24 protein-coding genes and 1 pseudogene are annotated in these 26029 nt (G+C 41.2%); 14 read left to right on the top strand and 11 right to left on the bottom strand.

The window, feature by feature from the left end:
• Nucleotides 1-96: 96 nt before the first annotated feature.
• Nucleotides 97-1476 carry an HlyD family secretion protein gene (locus tag C7B70_RS06105; RefSeq protein WP_106368172.1) on the bottom strand — a complete coding sequence of 460 codons (1380 nt, stop codon included), beginning with the start codon at nucleotides 1474-1476 and terminating at the stop codon, nucleotides 97-99.
• A 177-nt stretch (nucleotides 1477-1653) separates the two neighbouring features.
• Nucleotides 1654-2118 (bottom strand): MarR family winged helix-turn-helix transcriptional regulator, encoded by a 465-nt coding sequence (locus tag C7B70_RS06100; RefSeq protein ID WP_106368171.1) that lies wholly within the window; start codon nucleotides 2116-2118, stop codon nucleotides 1654-1656.
• Nucleotides 2119-2251: 133 nt separating this feature from the next.
• On the opposite strand from C7B70_RS06100, the gene C7B70_RS06095 reads away from it, so the two are divergent.
• From C7B70_RS06095 to C7B70_RS06085, 3 genes are all read left to right on the top strand, one after another.
• Nucleotides 2252-2896 (top strand): class I SAM-dependent methyltransferase, encoded by a 645-nt coding sequence (locus C7B70_RS06095; protein ID WP_106368170.1) that lies wholly within the window; start codon nucleotides 2252-2254, stop codon nucleotides 2894-2896.
• Nucleotides 2897-2959: 63 nt separating this feature from the next.
• Nucleotides 2960-3478 carry a hypothetical protein gene (locus C7B70_RS06090; RefSeq protein WP_106368169.1) on the top strand — a complete coding sequence of 173 codons (519 nt, stop codon included), beginning with the start codon at nucleotides 2960-2962 and terminating at the stop codon, nucleotides 3476-3478.
• 61 nt (nucleotides 3479-3539) lie between these two features.
• Nucleotides 3540-4427: a hypothetical protein gene (locus C7B70_RS06085; protein ID WP_106368168.1), complete on the top strand. Its 888-nt coding sequence runs from the start codon at nucleotides 3540-3542 to the stop codon at nucleotides 4425-4427.
• A 304-nt stretch (nucleotides 4428-4731) separates the two neighbouring features.
• Here the strand turns inward: C7B70_RS06085 and C7B70_RS06080 are convergent, their stop codons facing one another.
• Nucleotides 4732-5595 (bottom strand): 3'(2'),5'-bisphosphate nucleotidase CysQ, encoded by an 864-nt coding sequence (locus tag C7B70_RS06080; protein ID WP_106368167.1) that lies wholly within the window; start codon nucleotides 5593-5595, stop codon nucleotides 4732-4734.
• A 3-nt stretch (nucleotides 5596-5598) separates the two neighbouring features.
• Nucleotides 5599-6471: a sugar kinase gene (locus C7B70_RS06075; RefSeq protein WP_106368166.1), complete on the bottom strand. Its 873-nt coding sequence runs from the start codon at nucleotides 6469-6471 to the stop codon at nucleotides 5599-5601.
• A gap of 9 nt (nucleotides 6472-6480) precedes the next feature.
• On the opposite strand from C7B70_RS06075, the gene rsmI reads away from it, so the two are divergent.
• Nucleotides 6481-7338 (top strand): 16S rRNA (cytidine(1402)-2'-O)-methyltransferase, encoded by an 858-nt coding sequence (gene rsmI, locus C7B70_RS06070; RefSeq protein ID WP_106368165.1) that lies wholly within the window; start codon nucleotides 6481-6483, stop codon nucleotides 7336-7338.
• Nucleotides 7339-7353: 15 nt separating this feature from the next.
• Here the strand turns inward: rsmI and C7B70_RS06065 are convergent, their stop codons facing one another.
• Entirely contained in the window at nucleotides 7354-8178 is an 825-nt protein-coding gene (locus C7B70_RS06065) for a PD-(D/E)XK nuclease family protein (RefSeq protein ID WP_106368164.1), read from the bottom strand.
• A 157-nt stretch (nucleotides 8179-8335) separates the two neighbouring features.
• Between C7B70_RS06065 and C7B70_RS06060 the strand changes: the two genes are divergently transcribed.
• Nucleotides 8336-9775 carry a phosphoglucomutase/phosphomannomutase family protein gene (locus tag C7B70_RS06060; RefSeq protein ID WP_106368163.1) on the top strand — a complete coding sequence of 480 codons (1440 nt, stop codon included), beginning with the start codon at nucleotides 8336-8338 and terminating at the stop codon, nucleotides 9773-9775.
• A gap of 51 nt (nucleotides 9776-9826) precedes the next feature.
• Nucleotides 9827-10105 (top strand): lipopolysaccharide assembly protein LapA domain-containing protein, encoded by a 279-nt coding sequence (locus C7B70_RS06055; protein WP_106368162.1) that lies wholly within the window; start codon nucleotides 9827-9829, stop codon nucleotides 10103-10105.
• A gap of 10 nt (nucleotides 10106-10115) precedes the next feature.
• Here the strand turns inward: C7B70_RS06055 and C7B70_RS06050 are convergent, their stop codons facing one another.
• From C7B70_RS06050 to polA, 3 genes are all read right to left on the bottom strand, one after another.
• On the bottom strand, nucleotides 10116-10349 hold the full coding sequence (locus C7B70_RS06050) for a DUF4351 domain-containing protein (RefSeq protein WP_106368161.1): 234 nt from the start codon (nucleotides 10347-10349) through the stop codon (nucleotides 10116-10118).
• Between the two features lie 62 nt (nucleotides 10350-10411).
• Nucleotides 10412-11341 (bottom strand): DUF4351 domain-containing protein, encoded by a 930-nt coding sequence (locus C7B70_RS06045; RefSeq protein ID WP_106368160.1) that lies wholly within the window; start codon nucleotides 11339-11341, stop codon nucleotides 10412-10414.
• A complete protein-coding gene (gene polA, locus C7B70_RS06040) occupies nucleotides 11338-14241 on the bottom strand; it encodes a DNA polymerase I (protein ID WP_106368159.1) in 2904 nt (967 codons plus the stop codon). Before polA ends, C7B70_RS06045 begins: the two co-directional genes overlap by 4 nt.
• A 150-nt stretch (nucleotides 14242-14391) precedes the next feature.
• Between polA and rplU the strand changes: the two genes are divergently transcribed.
• Nucleotides 14392-14778 (top strand): 50S ribosomal protein L21, encoded by a 387-nt coding sequence (gene rplU / locus C7B70_RS06035; protein ID WP_106368158.1) that lies wholly within the window; start codon nucleotides 14392-14394, stop codon nucleotides 14776-14778.
• A 98-nt stretch (nucleotides 14779-14876) separates the two neighbouring features.
• Nucleotides 14877-15146: a 50S ribosomal protein L27 gene (gene rpmA / locus C7B70_RS06030; RefSeq protein WP_106368157.1), complete on the top strand. Its 270-nt coding sequence runs from the start codon at nucleotides 14877-14879 to the stop codon at nucleotides 15144-15146.
• 55 nt (nucleotides 15147-15201) lie between these two features.
• Here the strand turns inward: rpmA and C7B70_RS06025 are convergent, their stop codons facing one another.
• Entirely contained in the window at nucleotides 15202-15633 is a 432-nt protein-coding gene (locus C7B70_RS06025) for a hypothetical protein (RefSeq protein ID WP_106368156.1), read from the bottom strand.
• A 190-nt stretch (nucleotides 15634-15823) separates the two neighbouring features.
• On the opposite strand from C7B70_RS06025, the gene cruF reads away from it, so the two are divergent.
• Both cruF and cruG read left to right on the top strand, forming a co-directional pair.
• On the top strand, nucleotides 15824-16729 hold the full coding sequence (cruF, locus tag C7B70_RS06020; RefSeq protein WP_106368155.1) for a gamma-carotene 1'-hydroxylase CruF: 906 nt from the start codon (nucleotides 15824-15826) through the stop codon (nucleotides 16727-16729).
• Between the two features lie 20 nt (nucleotides 16730-16749).
• Nucleotides 16750-17937 (top strand): 2'-O-glycosyltransferase CruG, encoded by a 1188-nt coding sequence (gene cruG / locus C7B70_RS06015; RefSeq protein ID WP_106368154.1) that lies wholly within the window; start codon nucleotides 16750-16752, stop codon nucleotides 17935-17937.
• Here the strand turns inward: cruG and C7B70_RS27575 are convergent.
• Both C7B70_RS27575 and rnhA read right to left on the bottom strand, forming a co-directional pair.
• On the bottom strand, nucleotides 17897-18214 hold the full coding sequence (locus tag C7B70_RS27575; RefSeq protein WP_233220835.1) for a hypothetical protein: 318 nt from the start codon (nucleotides 18212-18214) through the stop codon (nucleotides 17897-17899). The genes cruG and C7B70_RS27575 overlap by 41 nt on opposite strands.
• A gap of 210 nt (nucleotides 18215-18424) precedes the next feature.
• A pseudogene (gene rnhA / locus C7B70_RS27570) lies at nucleotides 18425-18817 on the bottom strand (ribonuclease HI); the annotation flags it as partial.
• Between the two features lie 472 nt (nucleotides 18818-19289).
• Here rnhA and C7B70_RS06005 point away from each other — a divergent pair.
• The 4 genes from C7B70_RS06005 (at nucleotide 19290) to hepA (ending at nucleotide 25805) form a co-directional block, all read left to right on the top strand.
• The gene (locus C7B70_RS06005; RefSeq protein ID WP_106368152.1) at nucleotides 19290-20378 is read left to right on the top strand and encodes a glycosyltransferase; all 1089 of its coding nucleotides are present in this window, start codon (nucleotides 19290-19292) and stop codon (nucleotides 20376-20378) included.
• Between the two features lie 40 nt (nucleotides 20379-20418).
• Nucleotides 20419-22641, top strand: a complete 2223-nt coding sequence (locus tag C7B70_RS06000; protein WP_106368151.1) for a GumC family protein — start codon at nucleotides 20419-20421, stop codon at nucleotides 22639-22641.
• 476 nt (nucleotides 22642-23117) lie between these two features.
• Nucleotides 23118-23930, top strand: a complete 813-nt coding sequence (hepC, locus tag C7B70_RS05990) for a heterocyst development glycosyltransferase HepC (RefSeq protein ID WP_106368149.1) — start codon at nucleotides 23118-23120, stop codon at nucleotides 23928-23930.
• A gap of 24 nt (nucleotides 23931-23954) precedes the next feature.
• The gene (gene hepA / locus C7B70_RS05985) at nucleotides 23955-25805 is read left to right on the top strand and encodes a heterocyst formation ABC transporter subunit HepA (RefSeq protein ID WP_106368148.1); all 1851 of its coding nucleotides are present in this window, start codon (nucleotides 23955-23957) and stop codon (nucleotides 25803-25805) included.
• Nucleotides 25806-26029 lie beyond the last annotated feature (224 nt).

The raw sequence follows: 26029 nt of genomic DNA, 5'->3' as shown, positions 1-26029 counted from the left end.
TTGCCACTCCATCTATAGATTGCTAATCGTGACTGGCGATCGCCTCTATCTGCTGGAATGTTTAGCACTGCAAAGAGCATAAAACTTCCTGTTTTCCTAATTAGTCGTTACTTCCACTTCCGCAGACATTCCCGGAGTAATCCGCGATTCATAACCTTTAATACTTTGAGCATCAAGGATGATCTTGACTGGAACGCGCTGGACAATTTTAGTAAAGTTACCTGTAGCGTTATCTGGGGGGAGTAAGGCAAATTGAGCGCCGGAGGCTGGTGCGATGCTATCTACCCGCCCTAAAAATGTGTGATCGGGGAAAGCATCTAGTTTGATTTCTACTGCCTCCTTGGGCTGCATTTTCTCTAACTGGGTTTCTTTAAAGTTAGCAACTATCCAATACTCGTTGCCCACCACCGACATTAGCGGCGTTCCTGGCTGGACTCTTTGCCCAATTTCTACAGATTTACGCCCAATTCTGCCGCTACTAGGGGCAGTAATATTGATATACGATAGCTGCAATTGAGCATCTTTGAGACTTGCTTGCGATTGAGCGATCGCAGCTTTGGCAGCTTGGTACTGGCTTCTATTGACGTTAGTTTGTACGCCCGTAGCCGTTGCTTGTTGCAACTTACCTCTCGATTCTGCTAACTGCGCTTGTGCGTTAGTTACGCCTTCTTGGGCTTGGGCTAGTTTTGCTTGTGCCTGGGCTACTCCTTGCTGGGCAGAGGTTACTTGCGCTCTGGCTACTTCATAGGTGGCTCTAGCTGTATCTAACTGCTGACGTGCGATCGCACCTTGCTTAAATAAAGCTTGATAGCGATTGTAATCTGCTTGCGCCCTTTGCAAGTTTGCCTGTGCTTGCGCTACTTGGGCTTGGGCGGCAGGAATCCCAGCATTGGCTTCCTTTACTGCTGCTTGCGCTGAAGCAATAGAAGACTTCGCGCTATTGACATTTCCTTGCGCTTGAGCCGTTTGGGCTTGCGCATTTTGCGATGCTAAACCAATGCTTACTTGGGCTGTATCTGCTTGACGACGAGCCGTTTCTATTGCCGCTTGGGCTTGCAACTGTTTTGTTTGGTAGTCTCTAGGATCGAGCTTTACGAGTAGCTGTCCTTTTTTAACTAACTGGTTGTCGCTGACCAAAACCTGCTCTACTGTACCGGGGATTTTTGTACTTACTTGGTAAATATGCCCAGTTACCGTAGCGTTATCTGTTGACTGATGGGTAGATGCGTGCTGCCAATACCTATACCCAAATATACTGCTGGTGATCGCAGCAATACCCAAACCCGCCAAAATCAAAGGTTTGCGTTTTCCCTTTTCCTTAGTTGGTGGAACTTGAGCTTTTTGCTCTATTTGTGGGGTTTCTGGTGGCGAAATTTGAATTGTCCTAATCTTGACGCTCTCCTCCACAGGACTATCTAGTTCTTTTGTCAAAACTGCTGTCTTTTTGCCGTTTAAGGATGTATTCTCGTTCTCCATAACATTTTTCTCCAAAGGTTTTAAGGTTTAACTTGCAAAAATAATTAGTGTACGTAATATTAAATCGAAAAACTATATGTAGGCTATTATCTCGCGTACGTAATATTATTACAACAGAGAAATTACCGATCACGTGCCTATCGAATGGCTAGTCTATAAGTACATCTAGGGGTAGAACTAAGACATATTAACGATCGCGCGATCAATAAGATCGGACATTTTTTCACGATCTTCAGTGGAAATACCTTGCATAGCTTGTTCGCGCAACTCTACAGCAATCGGGGGTAACACCCCTTCTAGCTCTTTTCCTGCATCTGTGAGCCAAATTCGCCAAATGCGGCGATCGCGCGGATCTCTTTCTCGGCGAATTAGCTGGCGTTCTTCCATGCGATCTAGTACGCCAGTTAAAGTGCCACCTACTTGTTGCAGCTTGTCACCAATACTTGAAGTTGGCAACCCATCTTCTGTCCACAAACAGCACAATACTAGCCAATGAAAAGGAGTTAAACCAAAAGGCTCTAATCGTTCGGAAAAAGCACGGCTCAAAAGCTGCGACAGCAGTTTAATTCGATAACCCATGTTAAAGGGAGCTAAAACTTGCTGCCACTGACATATAGGTTGCTCAACAGGCGTAGAAGGCATTTCCAAAGTTACTAGGGTGCTGATTATTTGAAACTAATTTTTTTGTCAGCCTTACTCAATCTAGCGGAATAAGTTTACATTTCGTAATTTTTTCTAAACTAGAAAGAGTAAAGCTAATCGTTACCTCATAATAATGCCCCTGCGACCGGATCAACGTACCAAATTAGACAATACCGATGATCGCCAGTTTTATGTCTATCCGCGACTGGTAACTCATGTAGACGAAGGTTTTATTCGCCAACTTACCGACTTGTACCGCAAGCGCTTAAAACCCGATACACAGATTTTAGATATGATGAGCAGTTGGGTATCGCATTTACCCAATGAAATGAAATTTGCGCGCGTCGAAGGACACGGGCTTAACGGCGAGGAACTAGCAAAAAATCCCCGCTTAGATAGCTATGTAGTCCAGAATTTGAACGCCGATCCCAAGGTACCTTTTACTGATAATCAGTTTGATGCGGTACTTAACTGCGTTTCTGTGCAGTATTTGCAGTACCCCGAAGCCGTCTTTGCAGAAATTTACCGGATTCTCAAACCAGGGGGAGTAGCGATATTTAGCTTTTCTAATCGGATGTTTTACGACAAAGCAATTCAAGCTTGGCGAGAAGGATCGGAAACTAGCCGCGTAGAATTAGTCAAAAGTTACTTCCAGTCTGTACCAGGGTTTAGCGCACCAGAAGTAGTTAGCCGTCAAAGTAGCGCGCCTAATTTACTCCAGTGGTTAGGTGCGGGGGGAGGCGATCCTTTCTATGCTGTAATTGCATACAGAAGTTAGTTAAAACAATTGTTGTCGAAGTAACGGTAATAATCGCTCCAATAAGCCTTTAGGAGGCAAATAATGATAGTTCGTAATGCCCGTAGAATTGTAGCGGCTTTGTTGGTTTCGGTAATGCTGCTAGTAACCGCTTGTGCAACCGCAGCACCCACACGTTTTGACCAAGCACAGCAAGAAAGCACTCAGAAAAAAACTGGTTTAGCCGTTGCTAAAGATGCAACTCAAGGAAGCAGCTTTAATAGATTTTTTCCCGGTACTCAAGCAGGCTTTGAGCGAGTTTATACCCAAGAGAAAAAAGGCTTTGCTGAAGCTAAGTTGAAAAAAGGCGGTAAAGATGTAGCTGTGCTGTCAATTTCCGATACTCAAGGGACTATTGGTGTTGCAAATCCTAGCGCTAAGTTTCAAAACAGCAGTCTAAAAATTGGTGGCTATCCCGCCGTTACTCAAGGTAAAAATAGTACGGCGCTGTTAGTAGGCGATCGCTACCAAGTAAAAATCTCCTCCCGCGATGCGACATTTACTGAAAGCGATCGCCAAGCGTGGTTGAAAAAGTTTAATCTTCGAGGGATAGAAAAACTTTAGGCGACAAGGAAAAACAAATCTTTTCTACCCCAAATATTTAGTAAAAAATTGGAGAGCGATCGTGAGCAAAGCTATTTTTGAGTTGGTTAATGAGCTACCAACAAGCAACTTCACTGTTTCTATGTTACGAGGTCTTGACTTTGTTGTACCAGGACAATGGAATAACTTAGTCGGTTTTGAAAATACAATTCGGACTGTAACAGGTGAAACTGACGAAAGTTTGATTCAACAAATTGGTGAAAGGGCAGTTTTCTTATACAATGATCGTTCGCAAGGCTATCAAAGAGCAATGTGGCTTTATCAAACTGTAGATAGCACAGATAAAGCGCTAGGTGCAGCCGCTTTAGCTAATAAAGTTGGTGAATCTATCCCGCTTTTAGGTTTTTTAAACAAACTTACTCCTAAAGCTGACAAAGCTCAAACAATAGATTTGACGCTTAAATTAGTGGCGGAATTAGTTGCTTTTTGTCAAATTAACGGTATTCCCGGCGATAGCATTGGCGATTTTGTTAGCTCTTTAGCTGATTATAGTGGCGAGTCGTTGATGCGGATGGTTGCTTTAGTTTGCGTCGATGGTTTAATCCCCTTGGGCCCAGATTTTATCCTTAAAGTGCAATCTAATCTAAGTCACACAACCCCCCAAGATTTAGAAAAAAGTGCTACTTTCCAAGGTATCAATAGCGAGATTCCTGGTGGTAATTCTGCTGGAAAACTTAACTTTATCAATCAAAGTTTTGACTCGGTAAAAGGTTGGATGAGTAACTTAGTTACTTCTCGCAATTTAACACCGCAAAAAGTTGTAGGTAACTTACAGAAATTTGCAACTATTGCTGACGATAAGTTAGATTACCTAGCCGCCTTTATTGATGTTAGTACCAATTATTACGAACATACGGGTACTCAAACTTTAGCGCGTCGTTTGATTGAGAGAGCCGTAGCTGAAATTTAATTAGTTTGAGAGGACGTTTTAAAAGGTTTAATTGGTAACTTGCGCTCCTCAGAGATCCCCCCTAACCCCCCTTAAAAAGGGGGGGGAATATCTTGCTTATCACCCTTTTTAAACAAGAGTGAGACTATTACATATTAATCAAAAGATTTTTAACTCGTCCTTTGAAGTTATTTCTTTAAAAGGCTATTTTGAAATTTATTCGTCAATAGCCAATCATTTAACTCTCCCTTTCTAAAAATATTCTCCCCCCTTAAAAAAGGGGGGGTTGGGGGGGATCTCTAGAAACATTTTTACAACCTAAAACCTAATTATCTCTACTATCAAATTCTGCTAAAATCTTCTCCGATTCAGTGCAAAGCTCTTGATGACAATTGCCATTACTAGCAAGCAAACCACCCCATTGATTTACATCACCTTGATTGTATTTTAGAGGCGTACCATTAAAATGAGTAAATTGTCCGCCAGCTTCGGTTAATATTAGTTCGGGTGCTGCCATATCCCAGTCTTTAGGCGCAGATTTCCCAGAAAGAGAAATATATATATCTGCTTTTTGCTCGATAATATTAGCAATTTTACAACCTACACTCCCTACATATTTCCGCTCTTTACAAGGCAAAGTTTGCAGGAGATAATTTAATCTTTCATCTCTATGAGTACGGCTAACAACTAAAGCTAAACTTTCAACTACGTTACGTTCAGAAACCTTTATAGGCGATATTTTTCCATCAATAGTTTCTACAAAAGCTCCCTTACCAAGAGTTGCATAATACAACTTTTCAGCTTCAGGATAAGCCACTACAGCGAGTATTGGACGATGGTTTTTAACTAAAGCAATATGAATTGCATATTCCCCAGTTTTATCAATAAAATCTCTTGTCCCATCCAAGGGATCGATAATCCATACATAAGATTGCGTCAACTGCTTTGAATGCAATTTATAAGTTTCTTCGCTAATATACCCAAAATCTTCTTCGCCCAAATTAGTTTTTAATCTATCTAAAATGTAGTGATTAACAGCAATATCCGCCGCCGTCACTGGGCCATCTTTTTTATCTTGAATGTCTAAGTTACCATCGTTAATTTCGCCATGATAATAAGAGCGTAAAATGTAAGATGCACCCCAACCAATAGAACGCGCAAGTTCTAAAATATCTAATAGTTCTTTCATTATTTATCCTTTAATATTCATCCAACGCCGAGTACCGAAAGCTTGGCAAGAAGCCGCCGCAATTAGGGACGCTTGGGTTAAAGCCTCAACAAAACTTTTAAACAATATAAAATGACAAAAAGCTCCGTGAAAAATATCACCAGCACCTAAACTATCAATAATTTTAACGGTAGGAACGTCTATAGTGTAAATTTTATTGTTACTCAAGTATTGTATCGGTTGTTCGCCATGAGTAATCGCAATATTAGAAATGCCAAAAGCAGACAGATAAGCAAATACTTGTTCGCTATTATTACAGTTGGGGGGATGAAAATTAGCCGAGCAAATTGCGTAATCAACACTAGGTAAAATATCCTCAAATCCCTGCTTCCAACTACCGCCATCAATTACTACAGGAATGTTTTTAATTTTAGCTTCCCGCGCGATCGCATTTCCCACTTCCCTTTGATGCCCATCAATCAGCACAATATCAATATTACTCAAAATGTCTGTATAGGCATGGTTAGATACTTGAGTTTTCACCGCATTAATCGAAACTACCGCTCTTTCTCCCGTCTCTTGAGTGATAATAACCGAAGATACCGGGGGTACTTGCGTTGTATTAGGTACAAGATCGTGCAGTTTTACCCGACAATTTGCCAAATCTGCTTTAATAAGTTCGGTAGTAGGATGAGTCCCCACTACACCTAATAAATTTGCTTCATTGCCTAAATAACTAAAAGTTGCGGCAGCATTGGTCGCCGGGCCACCAGCAGAAACAGTATAATCAGAAGCAACAATTTTTTGGTTGCTTTTAGGAGCAGAAGTAGCTAAGTAAACAAAGTCTACAGTTACTAAGCCAACAAATAATCCTCTATACGTGCGATCGCCCTTCATTTTACAACCATGCCTACCGAACCCCAACCAGGAACACTTTACATAGTTGGTACACCCATAGGCAACCTAGAAGATATTACCTATCGCGCCGTGCGAGTTTTGCAAAATGTCGATTTAATTGCCGCCGAAGACACTCGCCATACAGGTAAATTATTGCATCATTTTCAAGTAAAAGCGCCGCAAATTAGCTACCACGACCACAACCGCCACAGCCGCCACCCTGAGATATTAGAGCATTTAACTACAGGAAAAGCGATCGCTTTAGTAACAGATGCTGGAATGCCCGGAATCTCCGATCCTGGCTACGAATTAGTAATTGCTTGCATTGAAGCCAATATCCCTGTAGTCCCCATTCCTGGAGTTAGTGCGGTAACTACAGCCGTTAGCGCCAGTGGTTTACCCTCCGATAGGTTTATATTTGAGGGGTTTTTGCCCGTAAAAGGACAAGAAAGAATAAGTCGCTTAGATTCTTTAGCCTCCGAAGCACGGACAATAATTATTTACGAATCTCCTCACCGCTTGCAACAAACAATCAAAGATTTGACAAAAGTATTAGGAATAGAACGAAAAATCGTTTTAGCGCGGGAATTGACTAAATTGTATGAAGAATTTTGGCGGGGAACTTTAGAGGAAGCGGCGACTCAATTAAAAAACAAAGAACCCCAAGGCGAATATACCCTACTTGTAGCAGGTACACCCACAGCTTTACCCTACCTTTCGGCTATAGAAATTGAATCGGAGTTGAAAGCAATCATGCTACAAAAGGTATCTAGGTCGCAAGCCAGCCGTCAACTAGCAAAAGTTACAGCCCATTCTCGCCAAGAACTTTATCAGGTTGCTTTAAGTATTGTGATAGATGAAACTTAGGTAAAGTGCGATCGCCTATTCCCCAATTTGCTTAAAGCCAGAAAATTCACAAATTGAATTAAACGCGCAGTAACGGCAGTGATTGCCAGGATTCGGCGGAAAAATCTTACTAAAATTAACAGGTTTCTGTTCGTAGCGGCGTAAATCTTGCTGATGCTTTTGAGCAACTTGGGCTAACTGATTTTCAATTGTATCTAGTTGACTAGAACTAACCGTTATTAACACCGACTTTTTGCAGTGTTCTAAATTATAAAAAGAGGCGACGGCATAATTATGAGGATACAAATAACGAGCAGCAACTAAATATACTAAAGCTTGCCTTTGATCGAAAGCTGACTTACCCGTTTTAAAATCTATAATATGTAGCCTGCTACCATTTTCGCTAAAAATGCAGTCCATCGCCGCATAGAGCCGAAAAGGATACTCCACTTGTTTAATTGAAATTGGACGCGGAAACCCCTCATCACCGCGCGTTAACTGGACAATATGCTTACCTTCTAGTAGCGGAGCATGGTGATAATTTTTTAAAATTTGAATTACACGCTGCTGCACTTCCTCCGTTGATTTGTTCAACTTAAGCAACTGGGCAACTTTTTCTACCCCGTCTGGCTGGCTTAATAACTCGCTACGGTGATGAAACTCATAAACACCCTTTTGCGCCAAAATTCCAATACGCTGCGGTGGTGTCGCGTGGGCTAAAAGCTCTTTAACTATAGGATCTTTTTGCCGCGCCTTAATAAAGCCCCGCTTCATTTGACAATGCCAACGCTCTTGTCCCACCGCCGGGGCAACTAATGACCATAGATGATAGCTGGCAAAAGGTCGCCCAAGAATAAACATTACTTACTTGCGGTGAATAAATCGCCCAAAATGCGCGATCGCGCGTTTACAGGAATAGTTGTAGAGAAATGCCCAGCACTTCCTATTTCTTAGCTACACCGAAAAAGGAGAAGCTTCCTGTACTATTAATGATAAACACTTCCTTGAGTGGCAAAGGATGAGCAGTATTAGCAATTCTAATCAAATTAAGTTTGGTACAGATGGATGGCGAGGAATAATTGCCGATGACTTTACTTTTCCTAATGTGCGGAAAGTAACTAGAGCGATCGCTTTTTACCTCGAAACCGCCTACACCAAAGACCGCCCCGTTCTCGTGGCTTACGATACGCGCTTTCAAGCCGATAAGTTCGCTTACACTGCTGCTGAAGTATTGGCAGAGTTAGGCTGGACTGTTAAGATTTGCGATCGTGATTGTCCGACCCCTGTAATTGCTTACAATGCCCGTCTTCTCAATTCTGCAGGGGCATTAATGTTTACTGCTAGTCATAATCCCGCCCCTTACTGCGGAATTAAATATATACCCGACTACGCAGGCCCCGCTACCCCAGAAATTACCGATACGATTGTAGCGAATATTGAAAGCTCTGCAGATACGCCCGTTAATGGCAATTTTAGCGCCAAAATCTCTACTTTTGACCCCAAACCAGAGTATCTCAAATTTATCTATACCCTAATTGATGTAGAGAAGATTCGTAGCGCTCACTTGAAGGTAAAGTATGATGCACTCTATTCAACCTCTCGCGGCTATTTAGACACCGTTCTAGAACACTGTGGTTGTGAGATAGAAAGCTTCCACACCTACCGCGATGTGTTGTTTGGGGGGGGAATGCCCGAACCCAAAGGAGAGCAGCTAGTAGAGCTTGCAGAAGCTGTGAAAAGAGATGGCGCAGATATTGGGGTAGCAACCGATGGAGATAGCGATCGCTTTGGTGTTATTGACGAACAAGGCAATATGCTATCGCCCAACACTGTTTTACTCTTGTTAGCGCGTCATTTGAGCAAAAATCGCGGCAAAACTGGGGCAATTGTTCGCACAGTGGCGACTACTCATTTACTCGACAATCTCGCGGCTAAGTACGGCTTAGATATTTACGAGACGGCGGTAGGCTTTAAGTACATCGGCGAAAAAATGCGGGAAACAGCCGTATTAATTGGCGGTGAAGAATCGGGAGGATTGAGCGTAATCGGGCATATTCCTGAAAAAGACGGAATTTTGGCAGATATGCTAGTAGCAGAAGTAATTGCTTACGAAGGTAAACCTTTAAGTCAGCTAGTAGAGGAAGTAATCGCCGAAGCGGGTGGCCCATTGTACAATCAGCGTTTAGACTTGCATTTAGATGATGCCCACAAAGCTGCAACTATTGAGTCTTTTACTAAAAACCCACCCTCAGATATTGCGGGAGTTAAGGTTAAAGAAGTTGGACGTAAAGACGGCATTAAGCTGTATTTAGAAGATGGTAGCTGGGTGCTGTTGCGTCCTTCGGGAACTGAACCACTGATGCGCGTCTACTTAGAAACTCATTCTGTAGAGCAACAAAACAACATAGCTTCCCAAATGGAAAAACTGATTAGTCAGTTGAAACCTGTAGGAGTTTAGTTAGATTGGCGATTAGCTAAAATAACAGCTAATCGCTAATTATTGGTAAAAATGAAAACTATAGCTAATTTAATTGCTGCTTTAATTGTGGCTACTTGGGTAACTGCGATCGCAATTCTTTCGTTAAAGAACGTTACACCAATATCTTTAAAGTTTTTCACCTTTACATCTATTCAAATCCCATTTTTTTTAGCGATCGCTTTCAGTGTCGGTGTAGGTATAGTTTTAATGGCGCTGATTCAACCATTGTGGAGTTTGGCTGGTGCTAAAAGAAATAGCGATGATGACTTTGATGAGGATGATTTCTCTTTTAACGATGTTCGTAAATAAAAGCTGGCAATTATTCAACAGAAATTTGTTGCAGCCAAGCTTCTAAATCTGCTATCTCAGAAAAATTTAACAATGCTTCTGCTAAATCTTCTAGCTGAGTAAGTTGTAATTGCTCAATGCGCTGTTGCAATTCGGGCGTAAATGCACCAATTTTACGAGGAAGTAGACGCTTAATTAGAGATAAAGCTTCAGATTGCTTTCCTTGCTCAATTCCTTTCTCCATCCAGCTAGTAACTATTTCCATTGTAGTCTCCTGTTTTCTTGGTTCAATTTTATCAACTTCAATTCGTAAATAAAAGCTGACAATTATTCAACAGAAATTTGTTGCAGCCAAGCTTCTAAATCTGCTACTTCAGAAAAGTCTAACAATTCTTCTGCTAAATCTTCTAACTGAGTAAGTTGTAGTTGCTCAATACGCTGTTGCAATTCGGGCGTAACAGTTCCAATTCTTCGAGTAAGCTGGCGTGTAACTAGAGATAAGGCTTCTGATTGCTTTCCTTGTACAAGTCCTTGCTCAATTCCTTCTCTCATCCAGCTAGTAACTATTTTCATTGTTGCCTCCTTTTGGGTTGGTTCAATTTTATCAACTTCAGCTTGAAAAAGCTGCTTTTCTTGAGCATTTAACTGCAAATAACTGTCGATAAACCCAGATATTAATTGCATTTTTGCTGGATTTAGACGCAATGTTGCAAGTAACCGTAAACATTCTAGCTTTACTTTTGGGCGATCGCCATCTGCTATGTTCATTTTTGCCATTAATGCACTAGCAACGGGATTAGCTTGTTGCACAAAGTCGCGCCAATTCAGTTGATTTAGTTGGATGACATCGTAGTTAAAATTTAAAACTACTTTATTAGGAAATGCTACTTGATGGCAGTTTGGCTCTATAGTTTTGGGATACTTATAAGAAAACAAAACCACTGGATAAATAGGTAAATCGAATTTTTCATATAAACGTGAGAAATACCGAAACATCCGCTTGCTAAAGTCCGTTTGTTGTTGTGCTTGATTTTCTATATGAATCAAGAAAAAAGATTCTTGAGAGCGAAACTTAGCTTTAACAATTAGATCGGCTTCGTACCTTTCACCCGCAGTTATATCTGTAAATATTTCCTTATCTAAAAAAGTAATAGAATCTCGATCTAAATAAGTTAATATTTCTGGGATAAATAACTCTAAGAACTCTACAAAAAATGTACTAATGAGTTCTTTAAATAAGCGGTCATGGTCGATCATTTTGTTTCCATCCAATTATTACCCGCACGAACATCAACCATTAAAGGAACACTGAGTTTTACCGCATTTTCCATTGTCGATTTAATTTGAATCTGCAAGTTTTCCCACTCATCGGATGGAACTTCAAATACTAATTCGTCGTGAACTTGCAACAGTATTCGCGCTTGGTAATTTTTTAAAATATCGTGCAGTTGAATCATTGCCACTTTGATAATATCAGCGCTCGATCCTTGGATGGGTGCATTAGCCGCCGCCCTTAATAACCCTGCATCATTAGCTGTCAAACCGCGAATTTCATCTAGGTTAATGTCTTCAATTTTGGAGTTATGCAACTTGCGGAGGCGATCGCTTGTAAAATTAAAGTAACGACGACGACCAAAAATTGTTTCTACATAACCATTTGCGATCGCTTGTTGTTGCATTGTTTGCAAATAAGCAAAAACCATCGGGTAAGTTTGGTTAAATTTCTCAATAAAAACCTTACCTTCAGTGGCTTTCATCCCAGTTTCTCTAGCAAACCTTTGAGCGCCCATCCCATAAATTACGCCAAAATTGATAGTTTTCGCCAGTCTCCGCTCATCGGGTGTAACGGTATCTTTTTCAAACAACAATCGTGCTGTAACAGTATGAATATCCTCGTTACCTTGGTACGCTTCAACTAATATCGGTTCTTGGCATAAATGCGCCAAAATTCGCAACTCAATTTGTGAATAATCCGCCGCTACCATCAACCAGCCAGTTTCGGGAATAAAACCTTTACGAATTAGCCGACTAAAAGCTGTCCGAATTGGGATATTTTGCAAGTTGGGATTAGAAGAAGATAAGCGCCCAGTAGAGGTGACGGTTTGGTTAAAATTAGTATGCAAGCGCCCCGTATCAGTGCGTACTAGCGCGGGAAGGGCATCAACATAGGTAGATTTCAGTTTAGATAAAGTTCTGTATTCTAAAAGTGCATCAACTACGGCGTGATCCCCTTGCAATTTTTCTAAAGTTGCTGCATCGGTAGAATAACCTGTAGCAATCTTCCGCGACTTTTTGCGATCTAAGTTGAGTTTGTCAAACAATAATACACTCAACTGTTTGGGCGAACCTAAATTAAACTTTTCTCCGGCGGCGGCGTAAGCTTGAATTTCTAAAGCTGCTAAATCTTGCTCTAACTTGTCTGAAAGCTCTTTTAGGTATTCTGAATCAATCCGTATTCCGTCATACTCTATTTGCGCCAAAACAGGCTCTAAAGGTTGCTCTACGTCTATTAGCAACTTGTGTAAATTGGGTACTTTGGCTAATTCGGCTCTAAGTTTGGGTACTAATTTAAACGTACAATGAACATCCATCCCGCAATAGTCAGCAACGGCAGGAATGTCAATGTCGGCAATTGTTTGACCTTTGGGGACTAACTCTGTATAGCTTTTCGCAGTTATCCCTAAATACTTTTGGCTTAAATCGCTTAAATTGTGGCTGCTATCTGGATCTAAAACATAACTTGCCAGCATCGTATCAAACACGACTCCAGCTAGATTTATGCCCTGACAATGCAAAACTAAGCGGTCAAATTTAGCATTTTGCAATGATTTAGGATAATCGTTACTTTCTAAAATGCTTCTCAATTCATTTAGTACAGTAGCGGTATCTAAATTTGCCCCAGCTTTATGTCCAAGAGGGATGTAAGCCATCTCTGTTGTTTCGCTACCCCAACAACAACCAATTCCGACCAATTGCGCGTCTCTTGGCTCTAAATCTGTGGTTTCCGTATCCCATGCAACGGGGGTATTAGTGTCTGTAAAAGTTTGCAATCTCTCGATTAATTGCCTTAACTTAGCTTGGGTATCAATAATTTGTGGTGTAATGGGCGAGATTAGTTGCTGCTTGGCACTGGCGGTATCGGCGGCGCTAAAAAACCACAAGTCATCGCTGGCAAACTCCGGTTCTTCAACAACGGGAGAAGCTGTGGCGGGTTTTTCCTCGACAACGCCACCAAATCGCTGTTGGATTTGATTAACTTTGCCTAAAAAGGTCTTAAATTCTAGCTTTTCTAAAATTGGCTCTAATTTACTACTGTCAAAACCCGTAAGTTTGCAGTCTTCTAACTGAAGTTCTACAGGTACATTCAGCACAATTTGCGCCATAAAACGCGAGTGGTAAGCGTCTTCTTTACCTTCTACTAGCTTCTTTTGCGTAGCGCCTTTAATTTGCTCTATAGAAGCGTAAATTTGATCGAGATTATTATAAGTTGTCAATAATTGAACGGCAGTTTTTTCGCCAATTCCTCGCACACCAGGAATATTATCGGATTTATCGCCACACAATGCTTTAAAGTCAACTACTTGCGAGGGTAAAACTCCTAGCTTTTCTTGGACTTGCTCGCTACCAAAGTCGCTAGGGCCAGTACCGCCACGTTGTATAAAAGTGGTGCTGAGATATAAAACTCCAATGTGCTTTTGGGGATCGACAAGTTGAAATAAATCGCGATCGCCTGTCAGAATTTTTACTTCATACCCCACCGCGCTCATTTGCATCGCCAATGTACCCAAAATATCGTCAGCTTCATAACCTGGAGCCGTTAAAATTGGGATACTCAAGCCTTCTAACAATTCGTGCAAATTCTTTAAGTCGGGGACAAAATCTTCTGGTGTACCAGGACGATCGGCTTTATAAGTATCGTCGGCTTCGTGGCGAAAAGTCGGTAAACCCAAATCAAATGCGATCGCCATTGCTTCAGGTTTCTGGACGCTCATTACTTCTAATAATGCTTTAAGAAAACCAAAACAAACACTGGTAGGAATGCCTGTAGTTGTTTTTAACCCGCCATCCCGTCCTTTAGCAAAGGCAAAATACGACCGAAAAGCTAAAGAATGTCCGTCAACTAAAATAAATATCGGGCGAGTTGAAGTGTTATACATAATAAGTTATAGATTTACAAATATTCAGTTAGTCTTATATAATGCTAGATCGGCTGTCTAATTTCTGCTCGGATCGGGTAGACACGTGGCAAATGCTGGAATTTATCTAAAAAAACCAGCTACCTGTACGGCAAACTTACAAATCATCCCATGACTTACGCAATCATTGAAACGGGCGGCAAACAACTACGAGTTGAGCCAGGTCGCTTTTACGACATTGAATTACTGCATCTTGAACCTGAAGAAACGTTGACTTTAGAAACAGTTTTATTAGTTAATAACGATAACGACATAACTATCGGACAGCCTTTTGTTGAGGGTGCAACGGTAGAAGGTACGATAATGCGGCACTTCCGGGCGCGCAAAATCCTTGTTTACAAGATGAAGCCCAAAAAGAAAACTCGCAAAAAGCGGGGGCATCGTCAAGAAGTGACTAGACTAATGATTAACTCCATTAGTTTTAATGGTGCAGTGTTTACGGCTCCCGAAACTGATACCCCAATGGTGGAAACACCAAATCAACCGGAAGCAGAATAAGAGGACGTTTTCAAATTTTGCTTGTCGGTGTGCTTTAAATATTTCTCCCCTTTTTAAGGGGGGATCTCCCTAGTTTTTTTAGTAAAAAAAGAGGAATCATGGCTCATAAGAAAGGAACAGGTAGTACCCGGAACGGGCGCGATTCAAACGCCCAAAGGTTGGGAGTCAAACGTTACGGCGGTCAAGTTGTACGTGCAGGCAATATTCTTGTGCGTCAGCGCGGTACAAAATTTCACCCCGGTAACAATGTAGGAATCGGTAGCGATGATACTTTGTTTGCGCTAATTGATGGGGTTGTAACTTTTGAAAGGAAAGGCAAAGACCGCAAAAAAGTAAGTGTATATGCTCCAGTCTTAGCTGCGGCTTAGTCAGCAATACAATTAAAAAACTAGGCTAGTTTTTTATTAGCCTAGTTTTTTACTTTCAAAATAAGATTGAGATTAAATACTCCGTTGCTCTACCTAGCAATAAACCCAACATAGATGTAAAACATATAGTTCTAAAGATTTGGCGATCGCTAAAATTAGCTGCCTGCATATCTATCTTGACTAACAAAAAAGCACAAACAATCACTAAAAAATGAGCAAGGGTGTGTAACCAAAAAACAATCAGTACACCCAATAAAGAAATCAGCACCGCAACTATAAATGCTCTCAAGTCTGAAGCAAGTAAATGAGCAAAGCTATCGCGGATGGTTGCCCACGAACAAGATAACATTGCTGCTATCAACAAAATAACTAGGGCAACTACTACCCAAACTGACCAATGCTCGTGCCAAGCAGCTAAAAACCCGCCGAGAGTAGTGTTCGTAGCTAAAAGTAGAGTTAAAGCCAGCCAAGGTATTTTTGATAGCATTATTTTTTGCAATTGTCAATATATAGTTTAATTTATCTAGGAATTGTTTTAAGCTGACCGTACCTTTGAGGAAAATAAAATTAATTGATGGCGATCGCACTAAATTAAGAAAATAATTACAATATTCTCTTAAAGATTTGTAAACTGATAAAGATGCTTTTGGAGTGTCAAATATTGTTAGGGAGTTTTCATGCAGCAACTTGTTAGAGCAGAGCGCTTCTGCTTAGGCGGTCATATTTTGGCAAAAGTTTTTGGACTAGCAGGTTTATTGTTAGTCGTACCTCACGCCGAGGTAATTACAAACTTGGGAAGCGTGGGACAAACAGCTTTTCAATTGAGTATGGCAGGTGGTGGAGTATCAGATATTTTACTAGGAATAGCTGCGGTATCGATTTATGCCTATAGGCAGTTAGGCGTTAAAGCTTGGCTATTATTTATGCTGCCGACAATTGTTATATCTTTAGGTAGCGAATTACTTGGAACAAGTATAGGTTTTCCTTTTGGTGACTATAGTTATCTAAGCGGTTTGGGTTATAAAATTGCTGGGTTAGTACCGTTTACAATTCCGTTGTCTTGGTTTTATGTGGGATTAGCAGCCTACTTGCTGGCACGAGTAGGGTTAAAGGTAGACCAAAAACCTACATTGTTACGGCATTTAGGTGCGATCGCATTGGGTGCGGCAATTTTTACTTCTTGGGACTTTGCTTTAGAACCCGCCATGAGTCAAACGGCCGTTCCCTTTTGGTTTTGGGAAGAACCCGGGGCATTTTTTGGTACGCCTTATAAAAACTATGCTGGCTGGTTTGGGACTAGCGCTTTATTTATGAGCGTAGCCGCTTTATTGTGGAAAACTACACCAATTGCCAAACTACAAAAACCGCAATTAACCGTACCTTTAATAGTTTACTTAACTAACTTTATCTTCGCGGCAGTGATGAGTTGTGCGGCGGGTTATTGGATTCCTGTATTGTTAGGGGTGGTTGTGGGTGTAATTCCGGCGATCGCCCTTTGGAATATGGCAACTCCAGGAGAGACAACAGCAGACATTAACAATAACCTGACTGTAATACCCGTCAAACAAGTTGCTTACAAGTAATTATTATTGGACAACACATTGTGAGTGACTGGTTGACTGTAGAAAGTGGGCTTGCTTTTGGACTATTACTAATTCAACTACCAGCTACGGCAGTTTTGCTGTCGCGGCTGGTAAAAGGAGCGAGTCGTCATGCGCCGATTCAACCTGGCAAAGGGACACCAGAACTATTAGCTACGGTCAGCGTAGTAGTACCAACGCTGAATGAAGCCGAACGGATTAGTCCCTGTTTGGCAGGGTTAAGTCAGCAAAGTTACGAAGTGCGAGAAATTACCATTGTAGACAGCTACTCTAAAGATGGAACGCCAGAACTTGTCAAAGCTGCAAGCCAAAAAGATCCGCGCTTTCGGTTAATAAATGATGAGGCTTTACCGCCCGGTTGGGTAGGTCGTCCTTGGGCTTTACATAGTGGCTTTATGCAGAGTTCCGCCCAAAGTCAGTGGATTTTGGGCATGGATGCAGATACTCAGCCCAAAGCTGGGTTAATTGCCGGATTAGTTAACGTTGCCAATGCCGAAGGTTACGATTTAGTATCCTTGTCGCCGCAATTTGTACTCAAATATCCTGGGGAGTGTTGGTTGCAACCCGCACTTTTAATGACTTTACTCTATAGATTTGAAAGTGCGGGAGTTGATAGCGACATTGCCGAACGAGTAATGGCAAACGGACAATGTTTTTTATGCCGTCGCTCAGTTTTGGCAGCCGTAGGGGGCTATACCAGCGCGAAAGCGTCCTTTTGTGATGATGTTACCTTGGCGAGAAATATCGCCGCCCAAGGCTTCAAAGTCGGCTTTTTAGATGGGTCTAAAGTCCTTAAGGTGCGGATGTATGAGGGAGCTTTGGAAACTTGGAAAGAATGGGGGCGATCGCTCGATCTTAAAGATGCGTCATCAATGGCTCAAGTTTGGGGCGATTTATGGCTATTGCTATCGGTGCAAGCATTACCTTTGTTTGTTGCCCTGTACTTTTGCTTCATACCGCCTTCGACTCTTTTACCCCTGCTGTTATTAGGATTAAATACCTTTCTTTTAGTTATTCGTTGGGCATTGTTACTAGCAGTTGCTTCGGCTTACGATTTTTCGACAGCCTCTGGCGGCTGGTTGTTTTGGCTTTCTCCATTAGCCGATCCTTTAGCGGTACTAAGAATCTTCTTGTCTGCTAACCGTACTCCTACTCAGTGGCGGGGTCGGAGTTATAGCCAGTCGTCGTAACCTCATCTCCCCGTTCTAATTCCCACAAAATTTGATTGCCTTCTCGTCTTACCCTAGACACAATCCAATTACGCCAGCGCCATTCGTCTCCGCGACTGGTAACGGCGCTGGCGTGAACATCCATCAAATCGGCGAGTTCCGAGCTTGTAATTAGGTAGCCTTTAGTAGCGATTTCTTCGGCGATTCGTAGTGTATCGATCAAGTGGCGTAATTGTCCTACTTTGATCTCGCGGGGCAGTTCCTCTGCATGAGTATTTAAAGAGGCAGGTAAATCCATATTTGTCATTTTTGCCACTAAAGGCAATGGTTGAATGGTTTGGTCAGTTATGGCATTGTCGCCCTTCTCCTCAATTAATTCTGTTAAAGGTACACCTATTTTTTTATGTGGTTCCTTTGGTAGATTTTGTTTTCCTGATTGCAAGGATATAGTTTTGTTATTAGCAAAAGCTCGCGCGATCGCATCGCAGCGTTCGTTCCCCACATTTCCCGCATGACCCCGCACGTGTTGCCACAATACCAATTTACTGTTTAATTGGTCGAGGTTTTCCCACAGGTCTTGATTGAGTACAGGCTTCCCTTGAGCAGTTTTCCAACCTTTTTTCTTCCAATTTTTCACCCACTGAGTTACACCTTTAATTAAATATTCACTGTCGGTATAAAGGGTAATGGGTTCTTTTGGTTGATTTTCTGTTAAAAAGCTTAATGCAGCGATCGCTGCCTGCATTTCCATCCGATTGTTGGTAGTCTGTTTTTCATTACCACCAAACTCGCGCACTGAGTTATCTGTATAATAAACCACTACACCCCAACCCCCAGGGCCAGGATTGCCTGTACAAGCTCCATCGGTATAGACACTTTGAATTGTGCTGGAAGAAGACATACTGCAATGCCAAAATCTGCAACAGATCGTCAAGGATACCACATAAACCTCAGTGCAGGCAGATTAATATTAGTATTTTCACCTAGATATCTTAGAATGGCTTGAAAAAATCTTAATAAAATCTGTGATTTTACAGTTTCATTACAAACTCTTTACAGTAATATGTAAATTAAGCCGTAGATGTTGCTTATAAATAAATAGGTAGGGCAATTTAGCCGTCCCTTAAGTTATTGAAAATTCGAGCTTTGGTGACCAAGAATTTATTAAGTATTACAAGCACTTCTATCTCTAGGTACAGGTAATATCTTGTGAATTAAATTAGAAGCTCGTCTCTAAGTATTATGAGCAGTGAATACTTAGGTGCCACCGAAACGAAAGTAACAAAGCTTACTGCGGTGCTGTCCAGACAAATATAACTAAGATTAGACTCAAATTCCCCAACTCCGCAATAATACTTAGATTTTTTAATTATATGAAAATTGCTCTAGTCCACGATTACTTAACACAGCCCGGGGGCGCAGAGCGAGTTTTTGAGCTACTTTGTAAGCATTATCCCGATGCCGATATTTTTACATCGATCTACGATCCAGAAAATAGTATCGATTTAGAAGGACGTTTAGTTAATACAACTTTTCTGCAAAAAATACCAAGAGCGGCTAAGTATTTTAGACTGTTAGCACCTCTATATTTTCCAGCTTTCCGCGCTCTAGACTTACAAGCATACGACTTAATTATTAGTAGTACCACCAGTTTCGCCAAAGCAGTTCGCAAAAACCCTAAAGCCAAGCACATTTGTTTTTGTCATAACGTCACAAGGTTTTTATGGGATACAAAAACTTATTTGCGAGAGTACGCAGATTACCGCTATTTTGCCCCGGTATTAGAACCGATTTTTGGCGCAATGAGAAAAGTAGACTTAAAGTATGCTCAAGAGCCAGATTATTACATTGCTAATTCTAGTACCGTAGCTGGGCGGATTCGGCAAAATTATGGTAAGCAAGCTGTAGTGATTAATTATCCCATCGGTACTAACAATTTTGAATTTTCCGACACCAAAAAAGATTACTACCTAGCGTCCGCCCGATTAATTAGTTATAAACGTATTGATGTAATTGTTGAAGCCTTCAATTGGTTGGGATGGCCCTTATTAATTATTGGCAATGGGCCAGAGAAGTTACGCTTAGAGGCTAAAGCTTTAAGTAACATCAAATTTTTAGGTCATGTAACAGACAGCGAAAGATCAAGTTTAATGGCTCAAGCCCGCTCGGTAATTGTAGCCGCCCTAGAAGATTATGGGTTAGTACCCATAGAAGCAAATGCTAGTGGAACCCCAGTAATTGCCTATGGTGCTGGGGGTGTATTAGACACGCAAGTACCAGGAAAAACGGGAGTATTTTTTCCTAAGCAAACACCCGATGCGCTCCAAAGCGCACTGTTAAAAGCACAGGAAATTAACTGGAATTATCAAGACATTCGCGATTGGGCGATTTCTAATTTTTCAGAACTTGCTTTCTTTAACCAAGTAGATCGAGTAATTGCCGAAGTATGCCAAAACGCTTAGTTATCAAGTGTGATCAGTTATTAATATTGGAGTAAAAGTTATGGCTAAAGTAATTGAAAACAATAACATGGCGGTAGAAAACGATCCAGGTTATGGACAACTGTTTGCAGTTTTAAGTCGCCGCCGCTATTGGTTGTTGAGTGTATTAGCTGGAGTCTTATCGATAGCTACCGTTGTGAGCTTGACGGCGGAACCTACCTACCAAAGTACGATGCAAATTTTGATCGAAGCTAACTACAAGGGGAGGAAAGATGTTCAACCGCAAGCAGAAGCAGAATTTTCCGATACAAACATTGAGATAGACTACGCAACTCAAATTAACGTCATGCGTAGTGCCTTACTCATTCAAAGAGCCGTAGACTTGCTTAAGCCTGAGTATCCAACTATAACGATTAAAGAGGTTAAAAAATCCCTACTTTTGGCTCCATTAGTTGAAGAAGATAGCGATGCCAAATACACCAAAATTGTTGAAGCAAATTATATTGCCAACGATCCGGTAAAAACTCAAAAAGTTCTACAAACTATTTACAAAGTTTATCAAGCCTACAACCGAGAACAGCAAGAGCAACGGTTGAAAAAAGGATTGCAATTTATTAACGAGCAAATTCCTGGAGTCCGCAAACAAGTTGAGGAATCGGAAAATCTGTTAAGAGACTTTCGTACCAATCAAAATTTAATCGATCCTGAGCTACAAGCTGCTACTATCAATAATTCTTTAAATTCTGTAGTCCAGCAACGTCAGACTCTCCGCGCTCAGTTTCAAGATACCGAAGCCCGCTACAAAGTGTTGCAACAACAAGTAGGTAGCAGTCCGCAAACGGCTTTAGCCTCATCGCGTTTAAGCCAATCGCCACGCTATCAAACGCTGCTCAACGAGCTACAAAGAACAGATTTACTGTTAGCGGCTAGACGTGGAACTTACACCGATGCCGACCCTGGGGTGCAGAAATTAGTCGAACTGCGCCAAACCCAGCAAGCTTTGTTGCAATCAGAACAAGGGCGAGTTGTCGGCGCAGATGCGGCACAACTAAACGCAGCAAATTCTAATTTTTTATCTCAAGGGCAAAGAACAGGAATAGATATTAATTTGACAGGTCAATTGGCAGAAGTCCAAACGCTGCTTAGTGCTTTGCAAGCCCAAGATGTTAGCTTGGCAAAGAGCGAGCAAAACTTACGCAACCAATTCAACCGTTTTCCAGCCCAAATAGCCGAGTACAATCGTCTAATTCCGTTGGTGCAAATCAACCGCGAGAAGTTGCAGCAACTCTTGAGAGCGCAACAGGAGTTGAGTCTGGAAATTGCCAGAGGCGGCTTTGAATGGCAAGCTTTAGAACAACCCTTGCTAGGGCTGCAAATAGGCCCAAATGTTACACAGAACTTGCTGCTAGGTTTAGTAGCAGGGTTGATGCTGGGTGGTGTCGCAGCCTTCCTCCGTGAAGTTATGGACGATGCAGTACATACTTCAGATGAATTAGAGAAACAAGTCTCTATACCGTTATTAGGTATGACCCCAGAATTACCCCAATCTAAAGCCAGCGAACCAATTGTGAGTTTACCTTTTGGCAAACCAAAAATTTTAGAGCCTTGGACAGTTCAAGTTAGTAACTGGCCTCCATCCTGGGCATCACTAGATCTAATTTATAAAAATATCCAGTTACTAAATACAACAGAATCATCTTTAAGGTCGATTATGATCACCTCCGCCCTAGCTGGCGAAGGAAAGTCAACTTTAGCCTTGGGGTTAGCTCTAAGTGCGGCTCGTTTACATCAACGGGTACTTTTGATAGACGCAGATTTACGTCATCCTAATCTACATCAAATGCTGAATTTACCCAACGAGCAAGGACTTTCAACCCTACTAGAAAGCGATGCTAACGTCCCAAATCATACAGGTATTCAATCCTCTGGGGCTTATATTGATATTTTGACGGCAGGGCCTGTACCCACAGACTCAGCGAATCTCTTAAGCTCCCAAAGAATGGGGGAATTGATGGCAAAATTTGAGGATACTTACGATTTAATTCTTGTCGATGCTCCGCCAGTTTTGGGTATGGTTGATGCTATCTTGGCAGCATCATTTTGTAGCGGTGTATTGTTAGTTTCGCGTATGGGTAAAGTAACCCGCACTGAACTTACTCAAGCTACAGCAATGCTCAGTAAGTTAAATACCATCGGCGTTGTGGCAAATCATGCTAATGGACAGACTAGCTATATAAGTTCTCAAAAAGATCAAGGCGTAGTTCTACAACAAGGTTGGGAATAAAAACTGTAGCTTGCCTGGATAGTTTTCTGATATTAAAAATAGTCAGCACGGAGAAAACAAACTCAATAACAGCAAATTATAGTCTGCGGTAGTAAGCATTGTCGGCTGTAAATATTTTGACACACTCTAAAATCGCCGAATAGCTGTAAAAGATGTTGCTATCTGTACAAATTTTTTAGGCAATCCTACGCAGTTAGTAATGTTAGAAGTAAAGAATCTGTAAAGAAACGGTAGGCTAAGTAATTTTAGTTAGTAAAAGCTTGATTTAGTAAGATAAACTTAGATGGAAAGATTGTTAAAAAAAATAAAATTGAGCATTGAATTAGAGTATTAGCTGATTTTTTGGACATTTTTAGAAAGCTGAAAAAGCCAAATCTGAAGTAGGGATAAGCAAGGCTCATTGGAGTAGGAGTAAGATTTAGTTTGTCCTGAATTATTGTTTTTGTAACAATCATGAAAAAGGCGATCGCCATACGATGTTAATTTCTAATCTTCCTAATCTACCCACTTACCTGCTGGTAAATGCCCAACAACCAGAACCTAAACTTATTGGCTGGACTTTAAAGTGGCAACAAAAGCAGCTAATAGTCAAGGCACAAAAGCTACAACCCCATCAAGTAAATCTAGAAGTCGCTGGCGAACAAAGGTTGGTTCAATGCTTGCAAAAGTCGCCAGTAAAGTTAGTCCAAATAGATCCTGCCCTGGGTGCGGCAAATCTAACTATCTGGGCGGAGGGCTGCAAGCAAGCTAAAAAAATGATATTTTTAAGGGCTGGGAAGGCTCAAAAACTGCCTTGCTTATACCCTTTTCGTTGGCAGTTAAAGCGAATTTGCGACTTTTTAACGGCAGGGATTTTACTTTTAGTCCTCAGTCCAATAATTTTGGGCTTGATTGTTTTGCAGTGGGTAAAATCGCCTCAAACTCCAGTGTTTAGGAAACAATGGCGTGTAGGGAAACGTGGTCGAATTTTTGAATTACTAAAGTTTAATTTTTTACCCCCAGGCGATCGCAATTACTGGCAAAATCTGCCCCAATTATTTAATGTTTTGCGCGGCGAAATGAGTATAGTGGGGGCTAGTCCTTGGACTTTAGCCGAAGCTACTTCCTTGCAACCAAAACAGCTTAATGCATTACCAGGTCTCACAGGAATACCTGAAATCAAACCAAATCTAGCCATAGATAGCATTAGTGCTATTCACAGCAACTATCTCGACCGTTGGTCGCTGGACAAAGACTTAAGTATTTTGCTCCAAGCTATGCCCAAAATTTTCTCTGGTAGCCTCAACTAATTCATTATTACTATTTAGACACCTATGGGTTTTAATCTTACCGCTCCGTTCCGCCGTTCACTCAAAGCTACTACTTTCTGGAAAGATAACTATTTAATTTTGAGAGAATTTAAGTATTTTCATAAAATAGCAATTTTAGCCCTTGTTTTCGCCATAGGTGCGGCAGCTTTTGAAGGTTTTGGACTAGGGTTTTTGTTAGCTTTTTTACAAAGCTTAGTCAATCCTGACCTACCGCCAATACAAACGGGTTGGCAATGGTTCGATCTATCAATTTTAGGGATAGATAAACCCTCGACGGAGCGGTTGTATCGCGTATCGGCACTGATACTCGCTGCTACTTGGATTCGAGCAGCTTTTAACTATTTAGCTCAAGTTTACATAGAAATGACGCAGCTAAATTTGGTAGATAGACTGAGAAAAAGAATTTTTGAACAACTGCAATCACTAAGTTTAAGCTATTTTTCTACCAGTCATTCCGGGGAACTAATTAATACGATTACTGGGGAAATTTCTAGACTGCAACAAGCTTTTGGATTAAGTGCGTTCTTATTTACTAAAGGATTAACCTTGGCAGTTTATTCACTAATAATGTTTCAACTGTCCTGGCAGCTATCACTGATTGCGATCGCTTTATTTACCCTGTTGGCCGTCGGGTTATCGGCGTTGAACAAGCGGGTTAGAGAAGCTAGTTTTGTCGTTTCTAAAGCAAACGGGCGGTTTACTTCTAGAGCTATTGAGTTTATTAATGGAATTCGTACTGTTCAAGCTTCTGGTACTCAAGAGTTTGAACGAGTGCGCTATTACAAAGCTAGTAACGATGTGGTGCATAGTACGATTAAAGCAACTTTAGGTCTAGCAATAGTTAGACCACTGGCTGAAGGAGCCGCTACTACAGTTTTAGTAAGCATGATTATTATCGCCATCACGGTGTTTGTTGCTAACGGAACTCTGCAAGTAGCTTCTTTATTAACGTTTTTGTTTACATTGTTTCGGATTGTCCCCTCTATTCATGAGATGAATGGTAATAGAGCTTTGATAAGTAGTTTTGGTGGCTCAATTGCTAACGTTATGCGACTGCTGAAAACTGACGATAAAAAATATTTAATCAATGGGACGCGGGAATTTACAGGCTTAAAGCAAGCTATTGAATTTAGGTCGGTAGACTTTTCCTACGAGATGGGCGCTTTAGTGCTGAATAATATTACTTTAACTATTAGAAAAGGACAGACTACGGCTTTAGTCGGTTCCTCCGGTGCAGGTAAGACTACTTTAGCCGATTTAATTCCTCGCTTCTACGACGCTACCCAAGGTCAGGTATCTTACGATGGCGTGGATTTACGCGACTATGATATTAATACTATCCGCCATCGGATGGCCGTTGTTAGTCAAGATACCTTTATTTTTAATAGTTCAGTATTCAATAATATTGCTTACGGGCTAGAAGCTGTAACTCAACAAGAAGTAGAACGCGCCGCACAACTTGCCAACGCTCTTGAATTTATTTTAGAGATGCCTGAAGGCTTTGATACTCAACTGGGCGATCGCGGAGTGCGGCTATCGGGGGGTCAGAGGCAAAGAATTGCGATCGCGCGCGCCTTGCTACGCAATCCAGAAATTCTCATTCTGGACGAAGCAACTAGCGCCCTTGACTCTGTATCAGAGCGATTAATTCAAGAATCATTGGAAAAATTATCTGTAGGACGAACGGTAATTGCGATCGCTCACCGCTTATCAACTATTGCCAAAGCTGATAAAGTTGTAGTCTTGGAACACGGCAAAATCGTCGAACAGGGAGCTTATCAAGAATTACTCCTTCAGCGCGGCAAGTTATGGGACTATCACAAAATGCAAAATGAGTTAGGTCAAAAAAGTTAGACATTAAACACAATTAAATTTTAACTGCCGAGGTAGAAAGCATTTTCTACCTCGGTTATTTTTTATTAATGTTTAACGCTCAAGAGCCTCACCTAACTTTTATTTTCTCAGTAGTTCTTACTTTAGACTGATTGACAGTTAAACTCTACTATTTGTAAGTATATTAGTTTGTTTTTCTTCTCTAAAGTAACAATTATATCTAAGTTATTGTCAAACCAAATTAG

Source organism: Chlorogloea sp. CCALA 695, assembly GCF_003003885.1.
Lineage (GTDB): Bacteria > Cyanobacteriota > Cyanobacteriia > Cyanobacteriales > Chroococcidiopsidaceae > Aliterella.
The sequence above is the reverse complement of the archived record's forward strand: the minus strand, read 5'-3'. Positions and strand labels throughout refer to the sequence as shown.